Origin of the sequence: Sphingomonas sp. 35-24ZXX (assembly GCF_000786215.1) — a bacterium.
GTDB lineage: Bacteria > Pseudomonadota > Alphaproteobacteria > Sphingomonadales > Sphingomonadaceae > Blastomonas.
In genome coordinates this window covers 721,563-734,155 of sequence record NZ_JROG01000004.1, presented here as the reverse complement: position 1 = coordinate 734,155, position 12,593 = coordinate 721,563, and the positions used below count along the sequence as shown (strand labels likewise).

Below are 12,593 nucleotides of genomic sequence, written 5' to 3'. Positions count from 1 at the left end.
AAGGGTTAACAAAGCGTAACGGGTCGATTTATGAGGGAAATTCGGGGAGAGATGAAGTCCTGGCGGGCCTCAGCGCACCTTGTAGAAATCGATCACGACATGGTCGGGCTTGCGGATGCCGCGCGCCACGAAGACATGCCTGTTCAGCCAGTCGTGCGGCCCGGAGGCGACCTCGAACCGGGTGGTCGTGCGAAAATAATAGAGCGAGGGATCGACATCCTCGCCCCTGGCGAGCTTTTCGATGATCTCGGGCGCGGCGGTACGGACACCCGCATTGGTGATACCGATCACGGTGCCATCATCAGCCCGGATCTGGTATCGCGCCCAGACGTCGGTCAACCCGTTGGCTCCGATGGCCTGCCAGTCGCCGCCGCCATCCAGTACCTGGCCGTGAAGACGCGGCCCGTAGACGGTGCCGCCGGTCACGGGGATGAAACGCTTGCGCTTGCCATCGATCTCGCCCTGTTCCTGCGGCGGATCCAGCGTCGCGCGGACGGAAAAGACATATTCCAGGTCGGGCGTCGGGGCAGCGGGCTGGGCGATGGCCGGGGCCGATGCGGCGGCAAATCCCGCCGTCATCAGCCAGGCGGTAGCAAGCGATCTTCTGGTCATGAACGAACGATAGCGCTGCTGCGCAAATCGGTGCAACCACCAATCCCGCCCTCGGCGCACTCTGTTTCTTGACTCTGTTCCAACGGGGAAGGATATATGGAACATAAAGTGAACAAATAGATGCGCCCCGATTCCCTCCAGATGCTCAAGAGCACCCTTGCCGCGATCGAATGCGTGCGGGCAGCGGGCGTGGACGCGCATGCCGCAGCGCTGGCGCGCACCGGGCATGCGGGAATCGATGCGGCTTTGGGCGGCGGGCTGGCGCGCGGAAAACTGCACGAGGTGTTCGCCGCCGAAGCCCAGGATGCCGCCTGCGCGAGCGGCTTTGTCGCCGCCCTGGCGCTGCGACTGGGCGGAACCCTGGTCTGGCTGCGCGAGGGCCAGGCGGAAAAGCAGGGCGGCAGGCTGCATGCGCCGGGGCTGGCGGAAATCGGCCTGCACCCTGCGCAGGTCATCCTGGGCATCATGCCCGATCCGCTGGCGGTGCTGCGCGCGGCGGCCGATGTGGTGCGCTGCCCCGAGGTCGGCGTGGCGGTGGTCGAGCTGTGGCGCGAACCCCGGCTGCTCGACCTGACCGCAAGCCGGCGGCTGGCGCTGGCGGCGGAGGCCTCGGGCGTCACCGTGATCGGCTTGCGCATCGCGGCGGCACCCTCGCCCAGCGCCGCGCAGACCCGATGGCAGGTGGCCGCCGCGCCCTCGCTGCCGATGGAAGCCAATGCGCCAGGCTATCCTGCCTGGTCGATAGACCTGTTGCGCCAACGCGGACGCCCGGCGGGCGGCCGATGGCGCGTGGAGTGGAACCGTGAACAAGCCTGTCTTGCAGATGCCTTCTCCCCTGATGGCGCCGGAAACGCTGCCGGAACCGGGGCTGCAGCGGCGCTATCTGGCGCTGTTCTTCCCCTTTCTGCCGGTCGACCGGCTGGCCCGGCAGCAGCAGCCCTGCGCTACGCCGGATAGCGCGCCGGGCAGCATAGGAGACGATTGCGCGCCGCTGGTGCTGGTGGAAAAGGTGCGCGGTGCGATGCGCATCGCCGCGTCCTGCCCGCAGGCGCAGGCGCTCAGCATCGCGCCAGGCATGATGCTGGCCGATGCGCGCGCGCAGCTGCCGCAGTTGCGCGTGCTGCATCACGATCCGCTCGCCGATCTGCAATGGCTTGAGCGGCTGGCCGATCATTGCGACCGGTTCACGCCGCTGGTCGCGACCGATCCGCCCGACATGCTGGTGCTCGACATCACTGGCTGCGCGCATCTGTTCGGCGGCGAAGCGGCGCTGGTCGCCGCCGCAGAGCAGTATCTCGCACGCTTTTCCGACGATTGCCGCTCCGGCTGCGGCGACACGCCCGAGGCGGCGCAGGCGCTGGCGCGCTTTGCCCCCGGCCTGCCATCGGCGCGCGCCGAAGATGCCGACGCGCTGCTGCGCCGCCTGCCGGTCGCCGCCCTGGGCATCGAGGAAGAGACGCAGACCGCCTTGATCCGCGCCGGGCTCAAGACCATCGGTGATCTGGCGATGCGGCCCAGCGCGCCGCTCGCCGCGCGCTTCGGCGCCGATCTCGTCGACAGCCTCGACCGGCTGCTGGGCAGCGCCGACAGCCGCATCACCCCGCGCCGCACCGCGCCCGCCCTGCGCTTCGAGCAGCGCTTTGCCGAACCGATCGCGCGCACCGAAGCGGCGATGGCGGCGATCGGAGAGCTCGCGCAAGAGGCCGCGATCGCGCTGGAGCAGCGCGGCATGGGCGGGCGGGTTTTCACCGCGCGCTTCTATCGCAGCGATGGCCGCACCTTCGACCTGGCGACCGAAAGCAGCCTGCCGATGCGCGACCCGGATGTGCTGATGCGGCTGCTGCGCGAGCGGCTGGATGCGCTCAGCGATCCGATCGACCCGGGCTTCGGCTTCGACATGATCCGGCTGGCGGTGCCGCGCATCGAGCCGCTGACCCCGGCGCAATTGCAGCTGGAGGGCGGCAGCACGGGCGACGAGGCGATGGCCGCGCTGGTCGACCGGTTGAGCAGCCGGCTGGGGCGCGGCGCGATCCGCCGTTTCCAGCCGCGCGACACGCATGTGCCCGAACAGGCGGCGCTCACCCTGCCCGCAGTCGACCTGCCGACCCCCGAACCCTGGACCGCGCCGGAGCCGGGCGAGCCGCCGAGCCGCCCCATCCACCTGTTCGATCCGCCCCAGCCGATCGAGGTGATCGCCGAGGTTCCCGATGGCCCGCCGCACCGCTTCCGCTGGAAGCGCCAGCAGCACCATGTCGTGCGCTTCGAAGGGCCCGAGCGGATCGCGGCGCAATGGTGGAAGCATCCGCCGGGCAAGGGCCCCAGGGGAGGTGGGGGTTTGACGCGCGATTATTACCGCGTCGAGGATGCGCGCGGGCGGCGCTTCTGGATCTTCCGCCACGGCCTGTACGAGAGCGAAAAGCCCGATCCGCGCTGGTATGTGCACGGGTTATTTGCGTGAGTGTGACCTTTGCCGAGCTGGTCTGCGCGAGCAATTACTCGTTCCTGCGCGGGGCATCGCACCCGGCAGACATGGTCGCGCGCGCGATCGAACTGGGGCTGGCAGGCATCGGCATTGCCGATCGCAACACGGTCGCGGGCGTGGTCCGCGCGCATATCGCGCTGCGCGATGCGCACAAGGCCGCCGCCGAGATCGGCGTGCCGCTGCCCCCGCTCAAGCTGGTGGTCGGGGCGCGGCTGGTGTTCGCCGATGATACGCCGGACATCATCGCCTATCCCGCCACGCGGCACGGCTGGGGGCGGCTCACCCGGCTGCTGACGCTCGGCAATCTACGCACCACCAAGGGCGACTGCACGCTGCACCTTGATGATCTGTTGGGTCACCTCGACGACCTGCTGCTGATCGTGATGGCCTCGAACACCGATGCCCCGGTGCTGCGTACGCTGCACGCCGCCGCGCCGGGCCGCGTCTGGGCCGGCGTCACCATGCCGCGCAAGGGAGCAGACCGCCGCCGTCTCGCGCGGATGATGCAGCTCAGCGCCGACACCGGCGTGCCCTTGCTCGCCACCAACGATGCGCTCTATGCCGCGCCCGAGCAGCGTCCGCTGCACGACGTGCTGACCTGCATCGGCGCAGGCACCACGCTCGCGCAGGCGGGGCGCAGGCTGGAGGCGAACGCCGAACGCCATATCAAGCCGCCCGCCGAGATGGCGCGGCTGTTCGCCGACTGTCCGCAAGCGATCGAACAGACCACCGCCCTCCTTGATCGCATCAGCTTCACCCTCGACGACCTGCGCTATCAATATCCGCTCGAGCCCGTGCCCGAAGGCTGGGAGGCGCAGGCCTGGCTCGAGCATATGGTGACCGAGGCCGCGCGCGATCGCTATGGCAGGGATCTGCCCGCCAAGGTTCGCAAGCTGCTCGACGAGGAGTTCGCGCTGATCGCCAAACAGAAATACGCCTGCTATTTCCTCACCGTGCACGATCTGGTGCGCTTTGCTCGCACCCGCGATCCGCCGATATTGTGCCAGGGGCGCGGCTCTGCGGCCAACTCGATCGTCTGCTTCCTGCTCGGCGTCACCTCGGTCGATCCGGTGACGCATGACCTCCTGTTCTCGCGCTTCGTCTCCGAAGAGCGCGCCGAGCCGCCCGATATCGATGTCGATTTCGAGCACGAGCGGCGCGAGGAGGTGATGCAGTACATCTACCAGCGCTATGGCCGCCACCGCGCCGGGATCGCCGCGACGGTGATCCACTATCGCCCGCGCAGCGCGGTGCGCGAGGTCGGCAAGGTGCTGGGCTTTTCCGAGGACGTGACCGCCCGCCTCACCAGCACCATCTGGGGCAGCTTCTCCTCGTCGATGGCGCAGCAGCGCTATGCCGAGGCCGGGTTCGAGCCCGACAATCCCGCGATCGTGCGCCTGCGCGAGCTGGTCGACCAGATATTGCACTTCCCCCGGCATCTTTCGCAGCATGTCGGCGGCTTCGTGCTGACCGAGGACCGGCTCGACGAGACCGTGCCGATCCACAATGCCGCGATGGAGGACCGCACCTTCATCGAATGGGACAAGGACGATATCGACGCGCTCGGGCTGATGAAGGTCGATGTACTCGCGCTCGGCATGCTCACCTGCATCCGCAAGGCGTTCGCGCTGATGCGCCAGCATGGCCTGGGCGAGCACGACCTCACCGTCGATCTGGAGGCGGACGATCCGGAGGTCTATGACATGCTGTGCCGCGGCGACAGCATCGGCGTGTTCCAGGTGGAAAGCCGCGCGCAGATGAACATGCTGCCGCGCCTTCGCCCCCGCACGCTCTACGACCTTACCGTGCAGGTCGCGATCGTGCGCCCCGGGCCGATCGAGGGCGACATGGTCCACCCCTATCTGCGCCGCCGATCCGGCATCGATCCGGTCGAATACCCCTCGCCCGCGCCGCCGCACGACCCGGACGAATTGAAGACGCTGCTCGGCCAGACCTATGGCGTGCCGCTGTTCCAGGAACAGGCGATGAAGCTCGCGATCGTCGCGGCGGATTTCACCCCGGGCGAGGCCAACCACCTGCGCCGCGCGATGGCGACCTTCCGCAATGTCGGCACGATGCACAACTTCCGCGAGAAGCTGGTCAAGGGCATGACCGCGCGCGGCTATACCGCCGAGTTTGCCGAGCGCTGCTTCAAGCAGATCGAGGGTTTCGGCAGCTACGGCTTCCCCGAAAGCCACGCGCTGTCGTTTGCGCGGCTGGTCTATGTCTCGTCCTGGATCAAGTGCCACCAGCCTGCGGTCTTCGCCTGCGCTTTGCTGAATTCGCAGCCGATGGGCTTCTATGCGCCCGCGCAGATCGTGCGCGATGTGCGCGAGCATCAGGTCGATGTGCGCCCGATCGACATCAATGCCAGCAGCTGGGACAACACGCTGGAGCGCGACCTGCATGGGCGGCTGGCGCTGCGGCTGGGCTTTCGCCAGATGGATGGCTTCCGCGCCGCCTGGGCCGAGGCTCTGGTCGCGGCACGGCGAGCGGACGGGCGCTTTGCCTCGATCGAGCGGCTGGCGCGGCGCGCCGACCTGCCCACAGCGGCGCTCAGGATGCTCGCCGATGCCGATGCCTTCGGATCGCTGCGCCTCAGCCGCCGCCAGGCCCTGTGGGAGGTGCGCCGCACGCCCTCGGGCGAGTTGCCGCTGTTCGCCGCTGCGCGTGCGCGCGAGCTGGGCGCCGAGCCCGACATGCAGCTGCCGATCATGCCCGCGTCCGAGGAGGTGGTGACCGATTACCAGACGCTGCGGCTCTCGCTCAAGGACCACCCGATGACCTTCCTGCGCGCGGGCCTGCGCGAGGACGGCGTGCTGTCGTGCGAGGACACCAACAATAGCAAGGCGGGCAAGACGGTGCGCACCGCCGGCATCGTCCTCGTCCGCCAGCGCCCTGGCAAGGGCAACGCCATCTTCGTCACGATCGAGGACGAGACCGGGATCACCAATATCGTCCTGTGGGCCCGCCTGTTCGAACGCTACCGCCGCGCGGTGATGGCCAGCCGCCTGATGCAGGTCGAAGGCGTGCTGCAACGCAGCCCCGAAGGCGTGGTGCATCTGATGGCCAACCGCGTGGTGGATCGGACGGATCTGCTCGCGACGCTGACGCAGGTGCGGGGGGATGGCGCGATCAAGCCGACGTTGGCGCGGGGCGATGAGGTAGCAAGGCCGGTGCCCTCGCGCCATCCGAGGGATGCAAGGGTGCTACCGAAGTCGCGGGATTTTCATTGAGGGGGAAGGCCAAATGCGGGCGGGCATTCCGCATCATGTGCGTTATGTCGCCTACAGAGGACTGCAAAACCAGTGGCACCATTGAGACTCACCAGTTGCAAAGCTGCTTCTTCAAATTATGTACTCACCAAATCAACTCGTAACCTAAGCTGAGTCGACTTTCGTTTCTGATTCGAATAACGATTGGACATGGGGAAGATCACTCAGGCCGAAATACTGCGCGTAGACGAGTTTCTCGACTGCGAAAAAACACTGACGGAAAATGAGCCCACATGGGGCACCCTCGACAACGGGCGATGGTTTGCATCTTGGCCTGTTAGAGACGATCTTGGTGCGACGCGCGGTTCATTAAATTTTCGGGTCGATCCAAAGTATCCCGAATACCCAGGCCTTACCCTCCTATTTGAAGGGCGAAGCATCAGCCGCGTTGATCTCACACCATCTCACTGGGTTAAGCGCACCCCCCCGTGGGCAATTAGCTGCCCTCCCACTGTACGCGGGAACCATGTCCATACATGGGCAGACAATCGCGCACGCATAGCTGCGATCAACAAATGGAACTTGCAAGCTCGGCAGCCGGTCCCCCACGCGGTGAAGCGAGTTCCGCAAATGCTAAAGTGGTTTGCAGAGCACGTCAAAATTCGTTTATCGGGTAACCAATTCCATTTCGATTTTTCTCCGAAACGGGACCTGCTTGGTGGGGAGGCTGGCGAATGAAATGCGATCTGACTGTTGCCGCCTTAGCTGACCTCCAATGCGAGGAAACCGCCGATGGTGCCCGCATCCTGACGCACTGCTTATACCCGAATTTCGACCAAGTCGCGATTTATATCCAAACACATCTGGATGGCTTTTTGGTTCACGACAATGGGGCATGCTTCGACATCGCATTCGACGAAGGACAAAGCCCAACCGCGATGAAAGGCACAATGCGGGAGTATTCAGCCCTTTTCGGGGCTGACACCAATGATCACCGAATTTTTGCTCGTGCACTATCTGGCGAATGGCTTGCAAGCGCAATTATGTCGGTCGCTAATGCATCATCGTCAGCAGCAACCGCACTGCTAAACAGCGCAAGCGATGACCGTGTTGAGGATCGAGAGTTCCGTGAACGGACCTACTTAACCCTCTGCGATGCGTTTAATTCGAAACATGTGCCGCGTCGTATAAAGCGTCGTGGTCGAACTGGTAAGCTTTATACATTTGCTTTTGGAGTGACTTACAAGAGCGAGGTCGCACTAATAGATACTGTTACTCCGAATGCAATTTCAGTTGCATCTCGATTCACTGCTTTTTCTGCGACTGGTGGGCGCAAGGAGCATGGTGCATTCCTCGCATACAAGCGTACCTTGTCAAATGCGGATTCTGCCTTGCTGGCGGAAGTGGCAGATATAGTTCCATTAGAAGCACTGGTTGCAAGCATCGAACGAGAGTTTCGGATCAGAACAGTAATTCAGTGACGCCAAGGTGGTACAACGTATTTAATCGCTCACTTCCCGAACTTTCGCCCAGAACCTGATCGCCCGGATGCCCGATGCCGTGCGCGAGGCGTTGAACGCGACCTGATGCTTCACGTGCGTTCTCCATTGACCTCGCCCCGCCACCGCCTACCCTCTCCCGCACAACGACAGGAGAGCCCGCCATGACCGCCACCACCACCGACCCCAACGCACTCAAGGGCGAGGATTGGGCGGGGGAGATGGGGGTCAAGTGGCTCACCCATATCGACCGGTTCGAGGGCATGATCGCGCCGATTGGCGATGCGCTGCTAGCGCGGGCTGCGATTGCGCCGGGGGAGCGGGTGATTGATCTGGGGTGCGGCGGGGGATTGACCTCGCTCGCCGCCGCGCGCGCGACGGGGCCGCAAGGGGCGGTGCTGGGGCTGGATATCTCGCCCGATCTGATCGACGAGGCCCGCCGCCGCGCTGCGGACCATCCCAATGTCAGCTTCATCTGCGCCGATGCCGCTACCGTAACACTCGACGATGCGCCTTATGACCGGCTGATCTCGCGCTTCGGATCGATGTTCTTTGCAGAACCCTATGCCGCGTTCACCAACCTGCACGGCCTGATCAGGCCCGGCGGGCGGATTGATCTGGCGATCTGGGCCGCGCCGCGCGACAATCCGTGGATGATGGAGCTGATGGGGGTCGCCCGCTCGCATATAGACATCCCCTCGCCCGATCCGCGCGCGCCAGGCCCGTTCGCCTTTGCCGATCTGGACTATGTCCGCGACATCCTGGCGCACGCGGGTTTTTCCGCACCCGAGATCGTGGCGTATCAGGGCGAGCAGGCGATCGGCGGCCCCGGTGCTACGCCCGACGAGGCTGCAGACTTCGCGCTTGCCTCGATGGCGATCGGCCGCGCGCTCGCGCAAGCCGGCGATGATGTGCTTGCCCGCGCCCGCGCCGACCTTGTCCGCCTGTTCGGGCAGCGGCACGTGCCGGGTCAGGGCGCGATGATGGCCAACAAGGTATGGCTGCTCAGCGCGACGGCGTAGGGCTCCGCACGCGGCTCACTCCTGCACGTTGGCCACGTTGTACTTGAACACCTCGTCCTGCGTCAGGCAGCGCCGGGTCGATTGGTCGCCACCGCCGCTCGCCACCGCCTTCTGCTTGTACATGATGTCGGTGAGCAGCTTGCGCGAAACGCCCATGCGGATCAGGAAGTCGTTGTCCTCGCTGGCCAGCAGGGCGCTTTCCTGCTCGATATCGCCGATCAGCTCGACCGTGGTGTCGGTGCCCAAGGCCACCGACTGATCGATCGCGGCGCGGTCGTTGGTCATGGTGAACATGTGCACCATGAAATTGCCGCCGGGCTCCACCACGCGCAGCTGGCCGCCCATGAACACGAAATTGCACGCGCTAAAGCAGGTCCAGCCTGCCGGAATGCGCGTCACCAGTCCCGGCGTGCTGCGGATCAGCCGCCCCGCGGCATTGCCTGCCCGCGCATTGCCGCCGGGCGAGCGCAGCCAGATCTCGGCGATGTCGGGATTGTCGGCCAGCGCCTGTTTCAGCCGATCGGGAAGCGTCTGGTCGACCGGCCCTTCGGCCAGCAGCACCCGGGCATCGCCCTTCTTGACGACCTTGAGCGCCATGACCTTGTTGTTCGACCAGTCCGGCGCCTTGGGGCAACTGGGGTTGGCCGGGTCCATCTGCGCCGGGCTCTGCCCGCACAGCAACAGGCCCGCAGCCGCCAGCACCAGAGTCCGTGGCAAAATCCGCATCCGATCAGGCCTGCGCGATTTCATAGCGCGCCGCGCCCGGCTTCTTGCACATGCGCTTGGACACCGTGGTCTCTTCGCCCTCGACGATGATCACGTCGTTGACGTTCATGCAGGTCGAGCCGTCCGCCAGCTGGGTCTTGCCGACCACGGTCGAGGTGCCCGAGACGTCCTTGCGCGTCTCGCTTTTCCAGGCAGACGTGCTGCCCACCTCTTCGCCGCGCGTCGCCTCCAGCGTCGCGTCGGCCGCCTTTTTCTGCTCCTCGGGTTCCAGCTTGCAGGCGATGGCATCGGTCAGCAGGCCGGCGACCTCGGGCACGGGCAGATAGCTGATGATGCCGCCTGCGCGCCCGGCCAGGCCGCCCAGCATGCCGCCGATGACCGAGCGGCCCACGGCCTTGCCCGCGCTGTCGTCGCAGCCGTTCTCGGTCTTGCCGCTGCTGCTGGCCCGCGGCTTGGATCGCAGCAGCCCGCCGAACTGCGCGTGCGCCGGCACCGGCAAGGCCAGCGCCAGCACCGCGGCAAAAGCCACGGACCGTGCTGCAGAGTTCAAGAATGTCTTATCCATCGCCACGCCTCTCCCCACAGGAACCGCCAACGACCCTGTTGTCACGCTACCGTAGCGGAAACCGCGGGTCAAACCATGACCCGCATCACACGTGCGCGTCCTGCCTGCGAAAATGGGCCCGAGCCGCCTGCCGGGATAGGAGATATTGGCCAGATTGACCGAAAAACCCGTGTGTTTGCGGATAATTAACCAAAGTATTCCAAAAAGCGTCATGCTCGCTCGCCTGTCTTCCTGGTCTCGCACACTTTCGGTCAGCTCTCGCACCGCCCTTAGCCTCGCGGTTGGGTTTACCATCGTCATCGCAGCGACCGCCCTGGTGGCATTCGGCCAGGAACACGCCACCGCCATCGATGAATCGCTGGCCCGGCTCGACCAACGCAACGCCAAGGTGGTGGAAGAACTCGCCGATCGCTTCGACCGGATCGGCAAGACCCAGGCCGATGCCATCGCGCTGTTTCGCGCAGAACGTGCCGCGCTGAGCCCCGGCGAAGCACGCCGCCTGTTCGATCAGCTGTATCTGCGCGCGCCCGACGGCAGCCGCCGCGGCACCCACGCGATGTTCGAGGGGGGGCCAACCGCGATCGGCCTGACCCGGGGCATGACCGGATTCATTCCCGCCAGGATCGAACGCGATGACGAGGCGGTGCGCGACATTGTCGCAGCGACGCTGGCGGTGCGCAGGCTGGGCGAAGGCAGCCGGTTCGAGCTGGAAAGCCTGTATTATTTCACGCCGCAGAACGGCATCGTCATCTTCGCGCCGGACCGGTCGGATCGGCTGGAATTCTATCGGCGCACCGCCCCTGGCGACTTCAGTTTCCAGGACCGCGAGTTCGCGACCATCTCGACCATGGCTGCCAACCCTGCGCGCAAGATGATGTGCACGGGCCTGCAGTCGCTGATCTCGCTGAAGGATCAGGAGGTGTGGACCACCGGCTGCATGACCCCGGTGGACCGCGACAACCGCCATGTCGGCACGTTCGGCACCTCGATGCCGCTGGACCAGATCGCCCCCGCCGGTCGATTTGCCGGATCGATCGACGAGAATGTCATTCTCATCTCGCGCGAGGGCAGGCTGATCTATCATCCCGACTACACCCTGCAGCACAGCTCGCACACCGGCACCTATCTGGACATCACCACCAGTGACACGCCCGAGCTGGCGGCCCTGTGGCAGCTGGTCAGCCGCCACGGGAAGACGGGCTTTTCGGGCAAGGTCGATGCGCTGGGCGCCTTCGTGTCCTTGCGTTCGGTCCCGGGCGCTGGATGGTATGCTCTGGCCGTCAAGCCGCAGGGGATGATCCTGGCCGAGGCCTTGCGGCCGATCCCGCGGATCGCCGCGATGGCGGTGATCGCGCTGACCGTCTGTCTGCTGATCGTGACGCTGGTGCTGCGCCGCCTGGTCGCGCGCCCGCTGCGCCGCCTGTCGCGCGATGCCGAGCGCATCACGCGCGAACTGGCCGCGGAATCCATGCTCGAACTGCCGGATGGCGAGCGGACGGGAAGCGAAGTGGGACAGCTGGTCTCGCGGTTCGAAACGCTGGCAAGCGCGATCCGGCAATCGCACAGCCAGCTCGAGGCGCGCGTCGCCGAGCGGACACGGGCGCTCAACGAGGCGAATGAGAAGCTGCGCGTCCTCTCAGAGCTCGATCCGCTGACCGGCGTCGCCAACCGGCGCAAGATCATGGCAGAGCTGGAAGGCCGCATCGAACGCATGGGGAGCGCCAGCGCGCTGGCGGTGCTGATCCTCGACATCGACAGCTTCAAGTCGATCAACGACCGCCATGGCCATGTCGCTGGCGACGATACGCTGCGTGCGCTTGCCGCCCGTGTGCAGTCGCTGCTGCGGCCCGGCGATGCGCTTGGCCGAATGGGCGGCGAGGAGTTCATGATCGTCCTCGACCGCGCCCGTCCGGTGGTTGCCGAGGCGATTGCCGAGCGGGTGCGCGCGGCGATCGCGCGGCAGCCGTTCCAGGTGCATGGCAATGTCACGCTCACCGTCACTGCCAGCCTGGGCGTGGCGGGCTGGAGGCCGGGCGATACGGCCAAGGCGCTGTATGCCCGCGCGGATGCCGCGCTGTACCAGGCCAAGGCGGCTGGCCGAAACTGCGCCATTTCCGCGCAGGATCAGACAGGCAACCGCTCTGCGGCCTGAAACGCAAAGGTTGGTGCGGGCGGGGGGACTCGAACCCCCACGGGCAAAGCCCGACGGATTTTCTTACCCACCACGGCTTTCGCCGCCGCCCCTGCCTGGGGCGTTCGGGGTCTGGACTATCCCTTCACCCTGCCCCGCCGATGCGGGGTTTAGGTGCTGCCCGTCTAGTCTCTACACCTTCCCGGCTGGATAAGCCGGGCTTGGCTCGGGATTGCCATCTGACAGGGTTCCCCGAATTTGAGCAGTTCTACAGCGCGGGTTTCCCCGCGTGCACTCAGTTTGTCTTCAAGTCCGTTGCGTCTACCATTCCGCCACGCCCG

General features: G+C 65.7%; 10 protein-coding genes. 7 read left to right on the top strand and 3 right to left on the bottom strand.

The genetic code is table 11. The features are described from left to right. Nucleotides 1–69: 69 nt before the first annotated feature. Nucleotides 70–612, bottom strand: a complete 543-nt coding sequence (locus LI72_RS11560) for a DUF3237 domain-containing protein (protein ID WP_033926331.1) — start codon at nt 610–612, stop codon at nt 70–72. Between the two features lie 120 nt (nt 613–732). Between LI72_RS11560 and LI72_RS11555 the strand changes: the two genes are divergently transcribed. The 6 genes from LI72_RS11555 (at nt 733) to LI72_RS11540 (ending at nt 8,830) form a co-directional block, all read left to right on the top strand. Next, a complete protein-coding gene (locus tag LI72_RS11555; RefSeq protein ID WP_033925967.1) occupies nt 733–1,569 on the top strand; it encodes an ImuA family protein in 837 nt (278 codons plus the stop codon). Further along, a complete protein-coding gene (locus LI72_RS11550) occupies nt 1,451–3,070 on the top strand; it encodes a Y-family DNA polymerase (RefSeq protein ID WP_197051881.1) in 1,620 nt (539 codons plus the stop codon). Before LI72_RS11555 ends, LI72_RS11550 begins: the two co-directional genes overlap by 119 nt. Continuing rightward, nucleotides 3,067–6,330, top strand: a complete 3,264-nt coding sequence (locus LI72_RS11545) for an error-prone DNA polymerase (RefSeq protein ID WP_033925966.1) — start codon at nt 3,067–3,069, stop codon at nt 6,328–6,330. Before LI72_RS11550 ends, LI72_RS11545 begins: the two co-directional genes overlap by 4 nt. 189 nt (nt 6,331–6,519) lie before the next feature. Further along, entirely contained in the window at nt 6,520–7,047 is a 528-nt protein-coding gene (locus LI72_RS20315; RefSeq protein WP_197051880.1) for a hypothetical protein, read from the top strand. Then, entirely contained in the window at nt 7,044–7,790 is a 747-nt protein-coding gene (locus LI72_RS20035; protein ID WP_156139580.1) for a hypothetical protein, read from the top strand. The genes LI72_RS20315 and LI72_RS20035 overlap by 4 nt, the downstream gene beginning before the upstream one ends. Before the next feature lie 182 nt (nt 7,791–7,972). Next, entirely contained in the window at nt 7,973–8,830 is an 858-nt protein-coding gene (locus LI72_RS11540; RefSeq protein WP_033925965.1) for a class I SAM-dependent methyltransferase, read from the top strand. Between the two features lie 15 nt (nt 8,831–8,845). Here LI72_RS11540 and LI72_RS11535 read toward each other — a convergent pair whose 3' ends face one another. Together LI72_RS11535 and LI72_RS11530 are read right to left on the bottom strand one after the other, a co-directional pair. Then, nucleotides 8,846–9,556 carry a hypothetical protein gene (locus tag LI72_RS11535; protein ID WP_033925964.1) on the bottom strand — a complete coding sequence of 237 codons (711 nt, stop codon included), beginning with the start codon at nt 9,554–9,556 and terminating at the stop codon, nt 8,846–8,848. Between the two features lie 4 nt (nt 9,557–9,560). Then, entirely contained in the window at nt 9,561–10,085 is a 525-nt protein-coding gene (locus LI72_RS11530; RefSeq protein WP_231562447.1) for a hypothetical protein, read from the bottom strand. A gap of 352 nt (nt 10,086–10,437) precedes the next feature. On the opposite strand from LI72_RS11530, the gene LI72_RS11525 reads away from it, so the two are divergent. Continuing rightward, entirely contained in the window at nt 10,438–12,273 is a 1,836-nt protein-coding gene (locus tag LI72_RS11525; RefSeq protein ID WP_197051879.1) for a sensor domain-containing diguanylate cyclase, read from the top strand. Nucleotides 12,274–12,593: the final 320 nt, after the last annotated feature.

Bases quoted from the DNA above. Each gene is read 5' to 3' on its own strand.
- LI72_RS11555 (WP_033925967.1), top strand. From the start codon at position 733: ATGCGCCCCGATTCCCTCCAGATGCTCAAGAGCACCCTTGCCGCGATC.
- LI72_RS20035 (WP_156139580.1), top strand. From the start codon at position 7,044: ATGAAATGCGATCTGACTGTTGCCGCCTTAGCTGACCTCCAATGCGAG.
- LI72_RS11535 (WP_033925964.1), bottom strand. From the start codon at position 9,556: ATGCGGATTTTGCCACGGACTCTGGTGCTGGCGGCTGCGGGCCTGTTG.
- LI72_RS11560 (WP_033926331.1), bottom strand. From the start codon at position 612: ATGACCAGAAGATCGCTTGCTACCGCCTGGCTGATGACGGCGGGATTT.
- LI72_RS11540 (WP_033925965.1), top strand. From the start codon at position 7,973: ATGACCGCCACCACCACCGACCCCAACGCACTCAAGGGCGAGGATTGG.
- LI72_RS11550 (WP_197051881.1), top strand. From the start codon at position 1,451: ATGGCGCCGGAAACGCTGCCGGAACCGGGGCTGCAGCGGCGCTATCTG.
- LI72_RS20315 (WP_197051880.1), top strand. From the start codon at position 6,520: ATGGGGAAGATCACTCAGGCCGAAATACTGCGCGTAGACGAGTTTCTC.